Source organism: Planomonospora sp. ID82291 (genome assembly GCF_015711645.1).
GTDB lineage: Bacteria > Actinomycetota > Actinomycetes > Streptosporangiales > Streptosporangiaceae > Planomonospora.
This window is the reverse complement of the sequence record NZ_JABTEX010000001.1, coordinates 2,239,688-2,255,760: the sequence shown is the minus strand read 5'-3', so window position 1 is coordinate 2,255,760 and position 16,073 is coordinate 2,239,688. Positions and strand designations below refer to the sequence as shown.

Here is a 16,073-nt window from a genome sequence, read left to right as displayed (position 1 = left end):
GCATGAAGCGCCCGACCATCCACGACGTCGCGGCGGCGGCGGGCGTGTCCCGGGGGACGGTGTCCCGGTTGCTCAACGGCGACCGGTACGTCAGCACCACCGCCCGGGTGGCGATCGAGCGGGCCATCGCCGAGACCGGCTACGTCGTCAACCGCAACGCCCGCAGCCTGGTCACCCAGCGCACCGGCTCGGTCGTGATGGTGCTCTCCGAGCCGCACGAGAAGCTGTTCGAGGACCCCAACTACAGCGTGATGATCCGCACCGCCGTGCGCATGCTCGCGGAGCGGGACATGTCGCTGGTCATGATGGTCGCGGGCGACGACGGCGACCGCGACCGGGTGATCCGCTACGTGCGGGGCGGGCACGCCGACGGCGTCCTCCTGCTCTCCACCCACGCGGGCGACCGGATGGTGGACGCGCTGGTGGACACCGGGATCCCGGCCGTGGCGCAGGGCGCGGTCATCGGCCGGGAGAACGTCATCCCCTACGCGGCGGCCGACGACCGCGAGGGGGCCCGGCAGATGACCCGCCACCTGGTCGGACAGGGCCGCCGGAGGATCGCCGCCATCACCGGGCCGATGGACACGCCCGGCGGCATCCAGCGGCTGGAGGGCTTCGCCGACGTCCTGGGCCGCAAGGCCGCCAAGAGGCTGATCGAGCACGGCGACTGGACCCAGCTGAGCGGGGAGAGCGCCATGGCCCGGCTCCTGGAGCGCGTGCCGGACCTCGACGCCGTCTTCGTCGCCTCCGACCTGATGGCCGCCGGAGCCCTGTCCACGCTCCGGGCGGCCGGGCGGCGGGTCCCCGAGGACGTGGCGGTGGGCGGCTTCGACGACTCCTCGGTGGCCGCCACCACCCACCCGCCGCTCACCACGATCCGGCAGCCGCTGGCCCGGGTGGCGGAGGAGACCGTACGGCTCCTGCTCGCCCTCATCGACGGCGAGCGACCGGAGAACCCGGTCGTCCTGCCCACCATGCTCGTGGTCCGCGACTCGGCCTGACCCGCGCGGGCCCCGGCTCTCCGCACCCCGGCTCTCCGGGCCCGCGGCCGGACGTCAGGGCGCGGTGACCAGTGCGACCAGGAAGGCGGCGTACACCAGTCCCGCGGCCACGGCCGGGAACCTCGCCGACGGCGTCGCGGGGGCCAGGAACGCGGCCAGGGCCAGCAGGAGCCACACCAGGGCGTGCCCCCACCGCAGGACCAGGTAGTGCAGCCCCTCGACGTCGCGCTGGGGCCACACGAAGAACCACACCACGGCCAGCACCAGGCAGAGTGCGCCCCACACCTGCACGGGAACATTGACGATCTTCATGGGCTCCGCTCCGTCCGGCACGCGAGAGCGGCGCCCGCTCCCCTGTATACGATCCTGTATACGATCACGGGGCCGCGGGGGTTCCGCCCCCCGTCCGCCGTTCCCGCGAGGCATCCGCCGTTCCCGCGAGGCACTCGCCGGGACCCGCCGCCCACCGGAGCCGCTCCGCCCCACCGAGAGCCCGCCGCCCGCCGGGATCTCACTGCCCGCCGAACCACCCCGGCACGTCGAGGCGGAGGACGTCCGGCGGCGTCACCCTGCGCAGGTCGGCCTCCAGGGCGCGCAGCCGCTCCTCGCCGATCTCGTCGGCCCACCGGCGGCGCAGGTCGTCGAAGATCCGGGCCGACAGGGCCAGCGAATCGGCGCCGCGCCCGGTGAGCCGTACGATCTTGCGCCGCGTGTCGCGGGGGTCGGTGGCGCGCTCGACGTAGCCGAGGCGTTCCAGCGTCTCGATCGTCTTGCCCGCCGCCTGCTTGGAGACCCCGAGCGTACGGCCGAGCTCCACGGCGGTGTCGCCCCCGCGCAGGATCGCCTGGAGCACGAACCCGTGCATGGGGCGCATGTCGGGATGGCCCTGCCGCGCGAGTTCGGCGTGGAGCTCGTCGATGAGGACGCGGAAGCCGAGGAACAGCCGGAGCGGGAGCTCGAAGCCGGGCGGGTCGCTTGACATGATAGACAACCTGATTGACTATATGGACAACAACGTTGACCATCTTAGGAGACCGCAGCGATGCCTGTCATCCATGCCGCCCAAGCCCGCCGCAGCACCACGCCCAACGCCGTCATGACCACCTTCGCCTCGCCCACCCTGGGCGGCGCCGGGCAGGTCCTGTGGCGGGTGGACATGGAGCCCGGCAGGGAGGGGCCGCTCCACGCCTTCGAGACCGAGCAGATCTGGACCCTGCTGGAGGGCGGGGCCACCGTCGACCTGGCCGGCGAGAAGACCGTCCTGGCCGCCGGCGACACCGTCGTCGTGCCCGCCGACCTGCCCCGCCAGGTGTTCGCCGACGCCCGGGACGGCTTCACCGCGATCGTCGCCGCACTCCCGGGAGGCCGGGCCTACAACCCCGGCGGCGTCTCGCCCGAGGACGCGTGCGAGCAGGCCCCGAAGGACGCCGAGCGGATCACCCCGCCCTGGACCGCCTGACCTCCTCTCCGCCGGGCCCGCGGAGGCCCTCGCGGGCCGCCCCGGCGGGTTCAGCGGGGCGGCCGCACTCCGGCCAGGGCCGAGGCGCGGTCGATGAGGATCCGCACCGCGTCGCCGAACGGCGCGAACGCCGGGTTGGTGGTCTGCCCCGCGCGGTAGCGGAACCAGATCTGCTGGGTGATCACCGCCAGCCGGAACAGGCCGAAGACCTCGTAGAAGTCCCAGCGCCCCATCGGCAGGCCCGTCCGCGACAGGTAGCGCTCGACGACCTGCTCGCGGGTGGGCATGCCGGGCAGGTGCGTGGGCTGGCGGCGCAGGAGGGCGAAGAGCCCGTCGTCGTCCGCGGTGATCCAGTAGGCCATGGCCGAGCCCAGCTCCATCAGCGGGTCGCCGACCGTCGCCATCTCCCAGTCCAGGACGCCCGCGACCCGCAGCGGCCCGTCCACGTCCAGGACCAGGTTGTCGAGCTTCCAGTCGTTGTGGATCAGCCGCAGGGCGGTGTCGGACGGCTGGTGCCCGGCCAGCCAGGCCATCACGGCCTCGCCGTCGGGCACGTCGTCGGTCAGCGCGCCGCGGTAGCGCCGCGACCAGCCCTCGACCTGCCGCCGCACGTAGCCCGGACCCCGACCCAGTTCGCCCAGGCCGGCCGCCTCCGGGTCGACCGCGTGCAGGTCAGCCAGGGTGTCCACCACGGTGTGGCCGAGCGCCCTGGCCTCGTCCTCGCCGAGCGCCATCCCCGCCGGGAGCTCGCGGCGCAGCACCGTCCCCTGCAGGTGCTCCATCACGTAGAACTCGCCGCCCAGCACCGCCGGGTCCTCGCAGAAGGCCAGCATCTCCGGGACGGCGCCGAAGTGGGGCTTGAGCCGCCGCTGCACCGTGAACTCGCGCCGCATGTCGTGCGCGGAGGCGGCCTTGCGCCCGTGCGGCGGGCGGCGCATGACCAGGTCCCGGCCGTCGTAGCGGAGCAGGTACGTCAGGTTCGACACGCCGCCGCCGAACTGCCGCACCCGCGGAGGCCCGCCCAGGCCCTCCACCCGCCCGGCCAGCCAGGCGTGCAGGGCGGCGACGTCGAACGCGTCCTCCTCGCGGACCTCTCCGGCATCCAACGTGAACTCCTTCGCCGACACTCCGACCCTCCCCCGCTCCGTCGAGCGGGAGTCAACATACTAAACGGTCGGTATGTAACGGAGCCAGGCGGAGCCGCCGACAGAGCCTCCGAGGGGACCCCCGACGAGATCGCTGACGAGATCACCGATGGGATCGCTGACGGAGCGTGACCGAGCCGATGGAATCACCCCGGCGGGATCGCCCCGTCTTCCGGCCGGATTCCCGGGCTCACCGTCGGGATAGCGGCATGTAGGCGTAAATCCTGCACAACACGCAGTGTGTCCGTATCGCCCCATGGGGACCAGAAGTAGAGATTCTCATGGTCTGTACCAATCAGCCGGACGGACCTCCGCTTCCGCCGCGACGCGTCCACCGCGACCCGCGTGGACGGTGCGATCCGCGTGCGGCCCGCACGCGGATCGCACGTGGTCCGCCGGACGGGGCGTACGTGCGGGCCGGGCGCCCCGTGCGCCCCGTCACCGCCACGGCGGCAGCGGCCATGAGGCAACGAGTTCAGGAGGACACCAGTGATCAAGCGCGCTAAGCCCGCCAAGAACGGGCAGGTCAAGCTCACGTTCAGTCTGCCGGTCGACCAGGTCCGCGGCGAGGTCTCCCTCGTCGGGGACTTCAACGACTGGAACCCGTACGCCCACCCGATGCGCCGCGGCGACGACGGGACCTACCAGGTGACCGTCACCGTCCCCGCGCACCGGGGCATCTGCTTCCGCTACCTGGCCGAGGGGGGCGTCTGGTTCGACGACCCGGACGCCGACCGCCACGACCAGCACGGCGGCCACCTCGACCCGATCGACCCGGGCGCCCGCCGGATCGAGACCGCCGACGCGCCCGTCCTGAAGGACCGGGGCGGGCAGCCGCTCACCGCCGGCGCGCGGTAGCGCCGGGCGCCGCCGCCCTTGCGGGGCAAGGGCGGCCACCCCCCATCGCATCCGTTCCACCGTTCCGGGGAGATCTGATGAGCTGTCGTAAGGTAGGCGCGGCCGGCCTGGCCGCCGCGCTGGCGTGTGCCGCGCTGACCGGGTGCATGCCGTGGGAGGACGAGCCGGAGAAGAAGATCGGCGCCGCCGCGAAGGGCCAGGGCGGCACGACCGACCAGGCCGCCGTCCGCAGGGAGAAGGCGGCCAGGGCCGCCAAGGTCAAGGCCAACGAACTGGGCCAGATCCCCGTCATGATGTACCACCGGGTGGTGGACAAGCCCACGGCCCCCGACGACCGCACCCCCGGGCAGTTCCGCAAGGAACTGGAGCGGATGGCCGTCGAGGGCTACGTCCCGATCACCGCCGCCGAGTACGTCCGCGGGCGCATCGGCGTCCCCGCCGGCAGGCACCCGGTCGTCCTCACCTTCGACGACGCCTCCCCGGCGCAGCTCACCCTGGACGGGACGGGCACGCCCGTGCCGAACACCGCCGTCGCCATCCTGCAGGAGGTCGCCAGGAAGCACCCGGGGTTCCGGCCGACGGCCACCTTCTACGTGACGCGCGACCTGTTCGGCAAGACCACGCCGGAGGAGCAGACGCAGATGCTCACCTGGCTGCGGGAGAACGGCTTCGACGTCGGCAACCACACCTACGGCCACCGCAACCTCCTCGGCCTGTCGAAGAAGGAGGCGATGACCGAGATCGCCAAGGGGCACGAGCTGATCGCCGAGCTGACCGGCACCGACCCGGTGACGCTGGCGCTGCCGTACGGCAACCAGCCGAGCACCACGACCTGGGCCCTCAAGGGCGGCATGGGGGACGTCTCCTACGCCTACGGCGGCGTCTTCCGCGCCGGGTACACCCCCGGGCCCTCGCCCTTCAGCAAGGACTTCGACCCGGTGAACCTGCCGCGCATCCGCTCCATGGACAAGGTCAAGAAGGACGACTGCGCCCGCTTCTGCTCCACCGCCTGGCTGGACTGGCTGAAGGCCAACCCCGGCGAGCGCTACACCTCCGACGGCGACGTCGCGACGGTCGCCTACGCGAAGTTCAAGGCGCCTTTCATGGCCTCGCGCTTCACGCCCTACGCTCTTCCCTACTGAACGGTTCCCCCAACCGCCGGCGCACCGGGCCGGGAGAGGTGACGAGCATGGTCTCCGAGTTGTTCGACCCGCAGGCGTGGCGGGAGGTCGAGGGCTTCGACTTCACCGACATCACCTACCACCGGGCCGTGGATCAGGGGACGGTGCGCATCGCCTTCGACCGGCCCGAGGTGCGCAACGCGTTCCGCCCGCAGACGGTGGACGAGCTCTACCGCGCCCTCGAACACGCCCGGACGAGCAGCGACGTCGGCTGCGTGCTGCTCACCGGGAACGGGCCCTCGCCGAAGGACGGCGGGTGGGCGTTCTGCTCGGGCGGCGACCAGCGCATCCGGGGCCGCGACGGCTACAAGTACGCCGAGGACGGCCGGATCGACCCCGCGCGGGCCGGGCGCCTGCACATCCTGGAGGTCCAGCGGCTGATCCGCTTCATGCCGAAGGTCGTCATCTGCGTGGTGCCGGGCTGGGCCGCGGGCGGCGGGCACAGCCTGCACGTGGTGGCCGACCTCACCCTCGCCAGCCGGGAGCACGCCCGGTTCAAGCAGACCGACGCCGACGTGGCCAGCTTCGACGGCGGGTACGGCTCCGCCTACCTGGCCCGCCAGGTCGGCCAGAAGTTCGCCCGCGAGATCTTCTTCCTCGGCGACGCCTACAGCGCCGAGGACGCCCACCGGATGGGCATGGTCAACGCCGTCGTGCCCCACGCGGAGCTGGAGCGGACCGCCCTGGAGTGGGCCCGGAAGGTCAACGGCAAGAGCCCGATGGCCCAGCGCATGCTGAAGTACGCCTTCAACGCGGCCGACGACGGGCTCGTCGGCCAGCAGCTCTTCGCGGGCGAGGCCACCCGGCTGGCCTACATGACCGAGGAGGCGGTCGAGGGCCGCGACTCCTTCCTGGAGAAGCGCGACCCCGACTGGAGCCCCTTCCCCTGGTACTTCTGACCCGCCCTCGGCCCCGGCAGGGCCGTGCCGTACGGCAGGCTGGGGGCGTGGCGACGTACGAATCCGGGTCCACTGGATCTCGCCGGATCTGAGACCGGGTGCTCACCTCTTGGCGCGCACCGGGCGACGGAAGGGACGGGTGACGCCCGGTGGATGGCGGGAGTCCGTACGGCGCCCACCGGGCGGCGGGAAAACGTCGGACCCGGCGTTCACAATGGCGGCCATGGAGAAATGGCGCGAGATCCGCGAGACGCTGCGCGAGTTCGCCCTCCGGTTCCCGGAGGCCCATGAAGACCACCCCTGGGGCGAGACCGTCGTCAAGGTCAACAAGAAGATCTTCCTCTTCCTCGGCGTCGAGGAGCCGACCGACAAGTGGAGCCCGAGCGCCGGGGTGAAGCTGCCCGGGTCGCACGGCCACGCCCTGGCCCTCGACGGCGTCCGGCCCTCGGGTTACGGGCTCGGCAGGTCCGGGTGGGTGACCATCCCGCTGACGGGGACGCTCCCGGAGACCGAGGTGCTGCTCGACTGGGTCGAGGAGAGCTACCGGGCCGTGGCCCCCAAGAGACTCGTCGCCGCCCTCGACGCCCGGGACGGGTAGGAGCGCGGGCCGGGACCGCCTCCGGCGGGCGGAAGGCCCTTCAGGGCGCCCGGCCCGGCCCGGTGGCCGGGCCGGGCGGCCGGGTCGCGACGACCACGGTGGCGTCCAGTTCCTCGCAGACGGCCACCTCCGGCACCAGCCCCTCCCCGGTGACGATCCCGACGGCCGACGCCACCTGCCGCTCACTCGTCTCGAACAGCAGGCGGCCGCCCGGCGCCAGCCACCGCGGCGCCCCGGCGGCCACCCGCCGCAGGACGGCGAGCCCGTCCGCGCCGCCGTCCAGCGCCACCCGCGCCTCGTACAGCCGGGCCTCCGGGGGCAGGAGCGTGATCTCCCCGGTGGGCACGTAGGGCACGTTGGCGAGCAGGACGTCGACGCGCCCCCGCAGCGCGGCGGGCAGCGGCTCGTAGAGGTCGCCCCGGTACACCCGGCCGCCGAGGGCGGCGAGGTTGCGGCGGGCGCAGGCCACCGCGGCGGGGTCGATGTCGGCGGCGTGCAGCTCCACCCCGGCGGGAGCTCCGTCCGGGACGCCCTCCACAGGCCCCCTCGGGGAGTCACCGGGAGTCCTGCCGGCCCTCTGCGAGTCACCGGGAGTCCTGCCGGCCGCCCCCTCCGCGGCCGCGGTCAGGGACGCCAGAGCGGCGCCCAGTGCGCCCGAGCCGCAGCACAGGTCGACGACGACGGCTCCCGGGCAGGTGAGGGCGGCGGCCCGGTGGACGAGGAACTCGGTGCGGCGCCGGGGCACGAAGACCCCGGGATCCACGGCCGTCCTCAGGCCGCAGAACTCCGCCCAGCCCAGGACGTGCTCAAGGGGGAGTCCGGCGACCCGCCGCTCCACCATGGCGGTGAGGTCGGCGGGCGTCCGCGCCGCGTCGGCGAGCAGGTCGGCCTCGTCCTCGGCGAAGACGCAGCCGGCGGCCCGGAGCCTGGCGACGACGGCGGACAGGACGGCGGGTGGCACGACAGGTGACACGGCAGATGGCACGACGGGTGACACGGCGGGTGACGGGGAGGCGGATCGGACGTGCGGTGACGGCTGAGCCGGCATGAGAACCCTTCGGAATTCCGATGGGTGCCCTCTCGGTCACCTACGCCGGGTGGACCGCACGGCCGTGAGAGGAGAGCACCCGGCCTGATCTGGCGTTGATGGGTCTCACCTCCTCCGGTACGTCCACTGCTGGGGACGGCAACGCTACCCAGCCGCGCCCCGGCGCGCAAACACCCCGGTGGGGGCCGTACGCGCGTCCCGCACACGGCGCCCCTCCGACCGGGCCGGGCCGGGCCGACCGATCGGCCGCCGTCAGGCGTAGGAGCGCGGAAGCCGACCGCCGGCCGTTCCCGGGCCCCACCGGGGCGCCCGGCCGGGTGTCAGGTGACGGCGAGCCGCCGCATGTACCGCTCGTCGCGCCAGTGCTCCTTCTCCAGCACCTCCGCCAGCGTGACCGCGGCGTCGTGGACGTCCACGTGGCGGATGTACAGCGGGGCGAACCCGAACCGCAGGATGTCCGGGGCGCGGAAGTCCCCCTGCACGCCCCGGTCGATCAGCGCCCGCATGACCGGGTAGCCCTCCGGATGGGTGAAGCTCACCTGGCTGCCCCGGCGCTCCGGGTCGCGCGAGGTGACCAGCCCGAGCCCGTACGGCGCGCACAGCTCCTCGACCAGGTCGATGAAGAGGGAGGTGAGCGCCACGCTCTTGGCCCGCACCTCGGCCAGGTCCGCCCGCTCCCAGACGTCCAGCGAGGCGTTGAGCGCGGCGAAGGAGAGCACGTGCGGGGTGCTCACCGCGAAGCGCCGCACCCCCTCGGCCGGGCGGTAGCCGGGCTCGAACGCGAACGGCGCGGCGTGGCCGTGCCAGCCGGTCAGGATGTGCTCGGCGTCGGCGTGGTGGCGCGGGTGCACGTAGACGAACGCCGGGGAGCCGGGGCCGCCGTTGAGGTACTTGTAGGTGCAGCCGACCGCGAAGTCGGCCGGGGACACGTCCACCCGGTAGGCGCCTGCGCTGTGGCACAGGTCCCAGACCATCAGCGCGCCGGCCGCCTGGACCCGCGCCGTCACCTCGGCGGTGTCGTGCCGGTTCCCGGTCCGGTAGTCGACCTCCGACAGCAGCACGCACGCCACGTCCCCGCCGGCGAGCGCCGCGTCGAGGCCCTCGGTGCCGCGCACGTCGCGGATCTCGTGGCCGCCCAGCGCTCCGGCGAGTCCCTGGACCATGTAGCGGTCGGTCGGGAAGTTGTCCAGGTCCGAGACGATCACCCGGCGTCCGGGGCGCAGGCGCAGCGCGGCCGAGACGGCCTTGACGATCGCGATCGAGGTGGTGTCGCCCACCACGACCTGCCCGGGGCCCGCCCCGATCAGGGGGGCCAGCCGGTCGCCGGTGGAGACCGGCAGGTCGAACCAGCCGTCGGCGTTCCAGGCGCCGACCAGGCGGCCGCCCCACTCCTCCGCCACGACCCGGGTGACCGCCGCCGCGGCGCCCTTCGGCGGGGCGCCGAGCGAGTTGCCGACCAGGTACACCGTCCCCTCGGGCAGGACGAACTCGTCCCTGAGGTGCCGGAGGGGATCGGCGGCGTCGAGGGCGGCGCAGTCCGCGCGGCTGATGGTCATGAATCATCTCCGGTTTCGACCCTTACCAGTCCTCCCATCATCCCGTACGGGCGCCCGTACGGCCACTGGGCGGCCACTGGGCGGCACCGGTGGGTGAGCTCGGCTCCCGGGGTGCTCCGGGAGATCGTCGGGGCGCGTCGCGGGCTCGCCCGGTACGCCGAAAGATCATCCGGTAGGCCGCGAGATCGTCGGCGGGACGCGGCTCGCGCGAGACGAATCCTCACATTTACCCGGGTCCCACGCGTATCACCCGGTGAGGGGGAACGGATGCCGGGGACGGCCGTTCCGCTGTCCTAGGCTGGTCGTCAGGAGAACGAAGATCCAGGAGGGCTCCGTGGAAGCTCGGACCGAGACGGTCACCGTCGCCGACGGCTCGTTCGACCTGCACCTGTGGCTCCCGGCGGGCGGTAGCGGCCCGGCCGTCCTGCTGGTCCAGGAGATCTTCGGGGTCGGGCCGTACATCCGCAGGGTGGCCGAGGACCTGGCCGCGCTCGGGTACGTCGTCGGGGCGCCCGACCTCTTCTGGCGGATCGAGCCGCACTGGGAGGCCGATCACACCGAGGCCGGGACGCTGGCCTCCATGGAGGTGGCCTCCCGCCTCGACTTCACGCACGCGGTCTCCGACGCGGCCATGGCCCTGGCGCGTCTGCGGTCGCTGCCGGAGACCACGGGCCGCAGCGGGGCCCTCGGGTTCTGCCTGGGCGGCTCGATCGCCTACGTCCTGGCCGCCTCGGTGGAGACGGACGCGCTGCTCTCGTTCTACGGCTCCGGCGTGCCGGACGGGATCGGCCTGATGGAGAAGATCTCCTGCCCGGCGCTGCTCGTCTTCGGCGGCGCCGACCCCTACATTCCCCGCGACCAGGTCGCCAAGGTGGAGAAGGCCGCCGCCGTCCGCCCGAACGTCGAGGTGTACGTCGCGGAGGAGGCCGGTCACGCCTTCCACAACCACGAGGCGCCGCAGTTCCACCACCCGGAGGCCGCCCGGGCCGCCTGGGCGCACGCCGCGGCCTTCCTCCGGAGCCACCTCCCCCCGACCTGACGGGCCGCGGGGCCCCGACCCGACGAGCCCGACCCGCCGGACCCGACCCGCCGGGCCGAACGGCGAAGGGGCCGTCCTGCCATCATCTCCCCATGAAGCAGGCATGGGACATTTGGGGAAATGTCGTCATCACTGCGCTTTCGGCCGTTCCTGTGGCCGTCCTCGCCGTGTTCCTGCTGGCCCGCCGCCGCGGACGCGCCGGGCACCCCGACCCCTGGCGCACCGCCGCCGCCGACGTGGGAGCCCTGGCCGGGACCGCTCCGTGGGTCTGGATGATCCTGACCCCCGGGACCGCGCGGGGGGTGACCCTCGTCCCGCTGGCCGACCTGGCCCGACAGCTCGCACATCTGCCACCGGGAGCGGCGTTCGTGCAGGTCGGGGGGAATCTTCTGGTCTTCGCCGCACTCGGCGCGCTGCTCCCGGTCCGCTCCGCGCGGCTGGCGTCGCTCTCCGCGGTCGCGGGCGTGGCCGCCGCCGCCTCGGCCACCGTGGAGATCCTCCAGTACGGCCTGCGCCTCGGCCGGGTGAGCTCCGTGGACGACGTGATCCTCAACACCGCGGGAGCCGTGCTCGCCGCACTCGCCACCCGCCGGTGGTGGGCCCGCCGATAGCGGTCAGGACCGTTCCAGGGAAACGGACAAGGAAAACCCCCGGGAATCACCACATGGGCACGATTCACTCAAAAGAATCCCGGTACCAACCTCTGTATCTGTGCGATCGTGGACAAGGCGGGGCAAGTTCTCTGGAGACGCCAAACCCGGTTGGTGACAGAGGGTGATCAAACGTGCAGCAATCCCCGGTACCTCCCGAGACCCCGATCTATCGGCGCATCGCCGACGGGCTCCGCGAAGCGATCCTGTCCGGTGAACTCCGTGACGGGGACCGGCTTCCGGGCGAGAACGCCCTCATGGCGCAGTACGGCATCGCCCGTGCGACCGCCAGGCAGGCGCTGTCGGTGCTCATCAACGAAGGACTGGCCGTGCCCAGGCGCGGCTCGGGGGTCTACGTCCGGCAGTTCCGGCCCATCAGGCGGCACGGGTCCCGGCGGCTCTCCCGCGAGCACTGGGGGCAGGGGCGGGCCATCTGGGACTCCGACACCCGGGGCCGGCCGTACACCGTGGACGAGGTGCGGCTCGACCGGGAGACCGCCGAGGAGGACGTCGCCCGCGTGCTGGGCGGGCCCGAGGTCTGGGTGCGGCGGCGGCGCTACTCGGTGGACGGGCGGCCGGTCCAGCTCTCGGTCTCCTATTTCCCCGCCGGCCTGGTGGAGGGCACCGCGATCGTCGCCGAGGACACCGGCCCCGGCGGCGCCTACGCGCGCCTGGGCGACCTCGGCCACGGCCCGGCCCACTTCACCGAGGAGGTGCGGGCCCGGATGCCGCACCCGCACGAGACCGTCCAGCTCGACCTCCCGGCGGGCACCCCGGTCATCGTGATCATGCGGACCGCCTACACCTCGGACGGCGTTCCCGTCGAGGTCAACGAGATGGTCCTGGACGCCGCCTCATATGTACTTCAGTACGACTTCGACGCATAGATCAAGGCCATCCGTCAACCGGTAGGTTGACCTGACCCCTACGATCATTGATTTCTCTAGAGAGGTGCCGCACCGTCGGAGGTGGAACGTCACAGCGGTCCTGGGCGCGGGGAAGGTGCGTGGATGTCTTTCGACCGGCATCTGGCGGAGCTGGCCCGGGAGTTTCCCGACTGGACGATCTGGCGGAGCGACGCGGGCCGGTGGTGGGCCACCCGCCACCGCCCGCTGAGCTCCATCCAGCGCGAGGCGGGCTGCGCGATGACCGTCGACGCGGACGACGCGGAAGGCCTGCGCCGACGACTGCGGGACCAGGAGGAACGTTCCGGCGGGACGATCCCGTGAGGTGTCGCCGAAGAGCCGCCCGGTGCCGTGGTCGGCGGTGCGCCCGCGGCCCCGGCGCCGGGCCCCACGATCGCGGAAGCCCCCGACCCTATCGGGGGCGGGGGCTTCCGCTCGGACTCCGCCGTCACGTGCGGGCGGCGAGCTCCCCGTCGCCGCCGCGCGCCCGACCCGCACCGGGCTCCCCGTCGCCGCGCGCAGGACCCGCACCGAAGACGGTGTCGCCGGAGACCACGACGTGGCGCTCCTCGGCAGGGCGGCGCCCGTCCTCGCCCTCGTCCTCGTCCTCGACGATCACGCGGACGGACTCGACGTCGATCTCGGCCTCCGCCTCGGGACCGCTCTCCGGTCCGGCCTCCACGCCGGGCGCCTCGTCTCCGCGCGCGTGCCGCGACGGCGCGGCGAGAGCGGCGAGAGCGGCGGGGACGGCGGGAGCGGGCGACGGCTGCGCGACGGCCGCCGGAGGCAGGACCGCCGCCTCGTCGATGAGCGGACCGGCGCTGCTCTCCCGGTGGAGCAGGTCGCCGAGGACCGTGCCCATCTCGTTGAGGCGACGCATGACCTCGCGGTGCGTGTCGGTGAGGTAGGCGACCCGGCGGCCCGTGCTCTCGTCCAGGACCGCGGCGCGCTGCTGGGCGGAGCTCAGCGTGGCGTGCGCCTCGGCGTTGGCCGAGGACACCGTCGACTCCGCCTCGTTCCTGGCCCGGGTCAGGGTCTCCTCGGCCTCCGCGCGGGCGCTCTCCAGCGTGCGCTCGGCCTCGTGGCGGGCGGAGCCGATCGTGCGCTCCGCCTCGTTCCTGGCCCGGGCCAGCGTCTCCTCGGCCTCCGCCCGCGCCGCGCCCAGAGTCTCCTCGGCGTCGCCGCCCGCCTGGGAGAGCAGCTGCTCGGCGGTGGCGGTGGCCTCGGTCACCCGGCGCTCGGCCTCCTGCTGCGCGGCGGTCAGGATGCCCTCGGCGCGCTCGCGGGCGGAGCCGACCAGTCGCTCGGCCTCGGCCGCGGCCTCCTCACGGAGCCGGTTCGCCTCGGCGTCGGCGACCTCGCGCTTGGCCGCCGCCTCCTCCTCGCCCAGCTTCAGGATCTGGCTGAGCCGCTGCCCGAGCTCGTCGTAGTCCTGAGGCGCGTCCGAGAGCCTGCGCCGTGCCTCGGCCAGCTCCAGCCTGCTCTGCTCCGCCTGGTCGATCGCCCGCGCGACCCGCTCCTCCAGATCACGGATCTGGTTGCGCGTCCGGATCATGTAGTCGTGCACCTGGCGACGGCTGTAGCCACGCATGACGACCTCGAACGAGTCCTCATGCATCAGGTCGGGAAAGCTCTCGTGCTGGTTCGTCATGGCGCTACCCGTGGAGGTCGTGGGGCGGAAAAGGAGAAGTCAGAGACGACTCTGCTGCCAACCACCCGCAATCGCAACCGGAACGGGGACATGCTTGCGGAAATATCGGACAGCGTGCCCCTCGTACCATCGACGGTATGAACCTCGTCCCTCACCTCGCGGCCCTCGACGGGAACGCCACCCCCCAGGTCCATCCGGACGCCTACGTCGCCCCCGGCGCGGTGGTCGTCGGCCGGGTGAGGCTCGGCCGCGCGGCCAGCGTCTGGTACGGCGCGGTCCTGCGCGGCGACGACGAGGCCGTCGAGGTCGGCGAGGAGTGCAACGTCCAGGACCTGTGCTGCCTGCACGCCGACCCGGGCGAGCCCGCCGTCCTGGAGCCGCGGGTGAGCCTCGGGCACAGGGCCGTGGTCCACGGCGCGCACGTCGAGACCGGGGCGCTCGTCGGGATCGGCGCGATCGTGCTGGGCGGGGCGCGGATCGGCGCGGGCTCCCTGGTGGCGGCGGGCGCCCTGGTCGGCCCCGGCAGGAAGATCCCGGCCGGCGTCCTGGTGGCGGGCGTCCCGGGCAGGATCGTCCGGGAGCTGACCGACGACGACCGCGCCTCCTTCGCCCGCACCCCCGACAACTACACGGCCAAGGCCGCGCGCCACCGCGCCGCCGTCGTCCTGCCGGTGCACCCGGGCGGCGGGTGACGGCCTCGGTAGCATGACGCCGTGCGGCAGTGGGACGGTTTCGACGCGATCGAGGGCGACGTGCGCACCATGGTCGCCGACCCCCGGTGGCCGGCGCTCCCGTTCCCCGCGCGCGCCCAGGCGGTCGCGCTGCGCACGCTGGCCACGCCCGACGGCGGTCTGTGGCGGTTCGCCGCCCACGCGCGGTGGTACCGGCAGGATCCGGTGGACGGCCGCTGGCACCTGTCGCACCCGCCCGCCGACCCGCTGCTGCGGGCCGAGGCCCGGGTCGTCCAGATCGCCTCGGCGGTCCCGCCCCAGCTCGTCCCGGCCGGTCCGGACTTCGCCGCCGACCGGGGGTCGGTGCAGGCCTTCGTCGGCCCGGACGTGCCGTTCGCGATCACCGAGCGGGTCCGCGACCTGCTCGCCGCCCAGCGGGGCAGGCGTCCGGAGGACTTCCCGCTGCACGGCCCGTTCGCCGGGCTGTTCGCGGCCGAGGTCGCCAGCCCGGTGGCCGCGGTCTGGGGCACGCTCATGTGGTGCGCCTACGCCCCGGCCTTCGACGGCAACGAGGTGCTGCTGTCGATGTTCGGGGAGTTCCTGGCCCGCCCGCTCCCCGGCGACGAGTGGGTCCGCTGGCTGCCGTCCGCCTCACTCGGCGACCTGGTCGCCCTGTACGGCGAGCGCGTCCGGGCGGGTCACCCCGAGGCGGGCCGCCGGCTGGTGGCGCTGATGGCCGCCACCGCCGAGGCCGTCCGGACCGACCCCCGCTTCCGGCCCCGGGCCTCGGCGCTGCTGACGATGGTCGCCCCGGTCCTGCACCGGACCGGACAGGACGCCGCCGCGGCCCACCACGGCGACGACGCGGTGCGGCACGCGTGGCTGTCGCGCTGCCCGTCGCACGTGACGCTGGCCGAGGCCTCCCCCGGCGACCACTTCCAGCACACCCTCTACGACCTGGTGCGTGCCCTGGGCTTCATCGCCCGCAAGGGGGCCGACCCGCGGGCGGTGGCCGCCTCGCTGCTCGCCGCCGACCTGTCGGCCCACGCGCCCCGGGCCGCCGACCGGCTCTACCCGTGGCTGGACCCCGAGTTCCGGCACATCCTGCACGTCGTGCTCACCGATCCCGCGCACCCGCTGCGGGGCTGCTGGCCGCGCCGGGGCGGCGTCCCGGACGTCCCGTCGGCCTTCGCGCTGCCCTCGGCGCTGCATCCGCCGGACCGCGCCTCGGCCGCGGCGCTGCTGGGCTCGGCCTACGCCACCGGGCTCGCCTGGTGCCGGCTGTCGGAGACCGAGGCGCCGGAACGGGGGTTCGCGACGGCCTCGGCCGTGGTGCACCGGCTGACGCACGAACGGGACGATCCCCTCCCCGATGCCTCGGGGCCGTACCCATACCCGCGCCACTTTTGACG

The 16,073-nt window shown here is 73.6% G+C and carries 18 protein-coding genes; 12 read left to right on the top strand and 6 right to left on the bottom strand.

Going from position 1 to position 16,073, the window contains the following annotated elements; all coding sequences use genetic code 11:
• The first annotated feature begins 2 nt into the window (after nt 1–2).
• Nucleotides 3–1,001 (top strand): LacI family DNA-binding transcriptional regulator, encoded by a 999-nt coding sequence (locus HS045_RS10130; RefSeq protein WP_196450811.1) that lies wholly within the window; start codon nt 3–5, stop codon nt 999–1,001.
• Between the two features lie 54 nt (nt 1,002–1,055).
• Here the strand turns inward: HS045_RS10130 and HS045_RS10125 are convergent, their stop codons facing one another.
• Both HS045_RS10125 and HS045_RS10120 read right to left on the bottom strand, forming a co-directional pair.
• A complete protein-coding gene (locus HS045_RS10125; protein ID WP_196450810.1) occupies nt 1,056–1,313 on the bottom strand; it encodes a hypothetical protein in 258 nt (85 codons plus the stop codon).
• A gap of 199 nt (nt 1,314–1,512) precedes the next feature.
• Entirely contained in the window at nt 1,513–1,983 is a 471-nt protein-coding gene (locus HS045_RS10120) for a MarR family winged helix-turn-helix transcriptional regulator (RefSeq protein WP_196450809.1), read from the bottom strand.
• A gap of 60 nt (nt 1,984–2,043) precedes the next feature.
• Here HS045_RS10120 and HS045_RS10115 point away from each other — a divergent pair, with 60 nt between their 5' ends.
• The gene (locus HS045_RS10115; RefSeq protein WP_196450808.1) at nt 2,044–2,460 is read left to right on the top strand and encodes a cupin domain-containing protein; all 417 of its coding nucleotides are present in this window, start codon (nt 2,044–2,046) and stop codon (nt 2,458–2,460) included.
• A 50-nt stretch (nt 2,461–2,510) separates the two neighbouring features.
• Here the strand turns inward: HS045_RS10115 and HS045_RS10110 are convergent, their stop codons facing one another.
• The gene (locus HS045_RS10110) at nt 2,511–3,566 is read right to left on the bottom strand and encodes a phosphotransferase family protein (RefSeq protein ID WP_230883516.1); all 1,056 of its coding nucleotides are present in this window, start codon (nt 3,564–3,566) and stop codon (nt 2,511–2,513) included.
• Nucleotides 3,567–4,094: 528 nt separating this feature from the next.
• On the opposite strand from HS045_RS10110, the gene HS045_RS10105 reads away from it, so the two are divergent.
• The 4 genes from HS045_RS10105 (at nt 4,095) to HS045_RS10090 (ending at nt 7,141) form a co-directional block, all read left to right on the top strand.
• Nucleotides 4,095–4,463 (top strand): isoamylase early set domain-containing protein, encoded by a 369-nt coding sequence (locus HS045_RS10105; protein ID WP_196450806.1) that lies wholly within the window; start codon nt 4,095–4,097, stop codon nt 4,461–4,463.
• 77 nt (nt 4,464–4,540) lie between these two features.
• Nucleotides 4,541–5,605: a polysaccharide deacetylase family protein gene (locus HS045_RS10100; RefSeq protein ID WP_196450805.1), complete on the top strand. Its 1,065-nt coding sequence runs from the start codon at nt 4,541–4,543 to the stop codon at nt 5,603–5,605.
• 47 nt (nt 5,606–5,652) lie between these two features.
• Nucleotides 5,653–6,543, top strand: coding sequence for a 1,4-dihydroxy-2-naphthoyl-CoA synthase (locus HS045_RS10095; protein ID WP_196450804.1), 891 nt, complete (start codon nt 5,653–5,655; stop codon nt 6,541–6,543).
• Between the two features lie 223 nt (nt 6,544–6,766).
• A complete protein-coding gene (locus tag HS045_RS10090; protein ID WP_196450803.1) occupies nt 6,767–7,141 on the top strand; it encodes an MmcQ/YjbR family DNA-binding protein in 375 nt (124 codons plus the stop codon).
• A gap of 40 nt (nt 7,142–7,181) precedes the next feature.
• Here the strand turns inward: HS045_RS10090 and HS045_RS10085 are convergent, their stop codons facing one another.
• A complete protein-coding gene (locus HS045_RS10085) occupies nt 7,182–8,126 on the bottom strand; it encodes a HemK family protein methyltransferase (RefSeq protein WP_374191370.1) in 945 nt (314 codons plus the stop codon).
• 383 nt (nt 8,127–8,509) lie between these two features.
• A complete protein-coding gene (gene kynU, locus HS045_RS10080) occupies nt 8,510–9,745 on the bottom strand; it encodes a kynureninase (protein ID WP_196450802.1) in 1,236 nt (411 codons plus the stop codon).
• A 334-nt stretch (nt 9,746–10,079) separates the two neighbouring features.
• On the opposite strand from kynU, the gene HS045_RS10075 reads away from it, so the two are divergent.
• The 4 genes from HS045_RS10075 (at nt 10,080) to HS045_RS10060 (ending at nt 12,663) form a co-directional block, all read left to right on the top strand.
• Nucleotides 10,080–10,784 carry a dienelactone hydrolase family protein gene (locus tag HS045_RS10075; protein ID WP_196450801.1) on the top strand — a complete coding sequence of 235 codons (705 nt, stop codon included), beginning with the start codon at nt 10,080–10,082 and terminating at the stop codon, nt 10,782–10,784.
• Between the two features lie 152 nt (nt 10,785–10,936).
• Nucleotides 10,937–11,395 (top strand): VanZ family protein, encoded by a 459-nt coding sequence (locus tag HS045_RS10070; protein ID WP_196450800.1) that lies wholly within the window; start codon nt 10,937–10,939, stop codon nt 11,393–11,395.
• Between the two features lie 173 nt (nt 11,396–11,568).
• Nucleotides 11,569–12,321 carry a GntR family transcriptional regulator gene (locus HS045_RS10065; protein WP_196450799.1) on the top strand — a complete coding sequence of 251 codons (753 nt, stop codon included), beginning with the start codon at nt 11,569–11,571 and terminating at the stop codon, nt 12,319–12,321.
• Between the two features lie 123 nt (nt 12,322–12,444).
• The gene (locus HS045_RS10060; protein WP_196450798.1) at nt 12,445–12,663 is read left to right on the top strand and encodes a hypothetical protein; all 219 of its coding nucleotides are present in this window, start codon (nt 12,445–12,447) and stop codon (nt 12,661–12,663) included.
• A gap of 124 nt (nt 12,664–12,787) precedes the next feature.
• Here HS045_RS10060 and HS045_RS10055 read toward each other — a convergent pair whose 3' ends face one another.
• Nucleotides 12,788–13,990: a hypothetical protein gene (locus HS045_RS10055; RefSeq protein ID WP_196450797.1), complete on the bottom strand. Its 1,203-nt coding sequence runs from the start codon at nt 13,988–13,990 to the stop codon at nt 12,788–12,790.
• 137 nt (nt 13,991–14,127) lie between these two features.
• Between HS045_RS10055 and HS045_RS10050 the strand changes: the two genes are divergently transcribed.
• Both HS045_RS10050 and HS045_RS35825 read left to right on the top strand, forming a co-directional pair.
• The gene (locus HS045_RS10050) at nt 14,128–14,682 is read left to right on the top strand and encodes a gamma carbonic anhydrase family protein (RefSeq protein ID WP_196450796.1); all 555 of its coding nucleotides are present in this window, start codon (nt 14,128–14,130) and stop codon (nt 14,680–14,682) included.
• A 21-nt stretch (nt 14,683–14,703) separates the two neighbouring features.
• On the top strand, nt 14,704–16,071 hold the full coding sequence (locus HS045_RS35825) for a hypothetical protein (protein WP_307827443.1): 1,368 nt from the start codon (nt 14,704–14,706) through the stop codon (nt 16,069–16,071).
• The last annotated feature ends 2 nt before the right edge of the window (nt 16,072–16,073 follow it).

What these genes read in the sequence shown, in the direction of transcription:
- HS045_RS10095 (WP_196450804.1), top strand. Translation starts at nt 5,653, where the DNA reads ATGGTCTCCGAGTTGTTCGACCCGCAGGCGTGGCGGGAGGTCGAGGGC.
- kynU (WP_196450802.1), bottom strand. Translation starts at nt 9,745, where the DNA reads ATGACCATCAGCCGCGCGGACTGCGCCGCCCTCGACGCCGCCGATCCC.
- HS045_RS10055 (WP_196450797.1), bottom strand. Translation starts at nt 13,990, where the DNA reads ATGACGAACCAGCACGAGAGCTTTCCCGACCTGATGCATGAGGACTCG.
- HS045_RS10125 (WP_196450810.1), bottom strand. Translation starts at nt 1,313, where the DNA reads ATGAAGATCGTCAATGTTCCCGTGCAGGTGTGGGGCGCACTCTGCCTG.
- HS045_RS10115 (WP_196450808.1), top strand. Translation starts at nt 2,044, where the DNA reads ATGCCTGTCATCCATGCCGCCCAAGCCCGCCGCAGCACCACGCCCAAC.
- HS045_RS10050 (WP_196450796.1), top strand. Translation starts at nt 14,128, where the DNA reads ATGAACCTCGTCCCTCACCTCGCGGCCCTCGACGGGAACGCCACCCCC.
- HS045_RS10060 (WP_196450798.1), top strand. Translation starts at nt 12,445, where the DNA reads ATGTCTTTCGACCGGCATCTGGCGGAGCTGGCCCGGGAGTTTCCCGAC.
- HS045_RS10130 (WP_196450811.1), top strand. Translation starts at nt 3, where the DNA reads ATGAAGCGCCCGACCATCCACGACGTCGCGGCGGCGGCGGGCGTGTCC.
- HS045_RS10120 (WP_196450809.1), bottom strand. Translation starts at nt 1,983, where the DNA reads ATGTCAAGCGACCCGCCCGGCTTCGAGCTCCCGCTCCGGCTGTTCCTC.
- HS045_RS10090 (WP_196450803.1), top strand. Translation starts at nt 6,767, where the DNA reads ATGGAGAAATGGCGCGAGATCCGCGAGACGCTGCGCGAGTTCGCCCTC.
- HS045_RS10100 (WP_196450805.1), top strand. Translation starts at nt 4,541, where the DNA reads ATGAGCTGTCGTAAGGTAGGCGCGGCCGGCCTGGCCGCCGCGCTGGCG.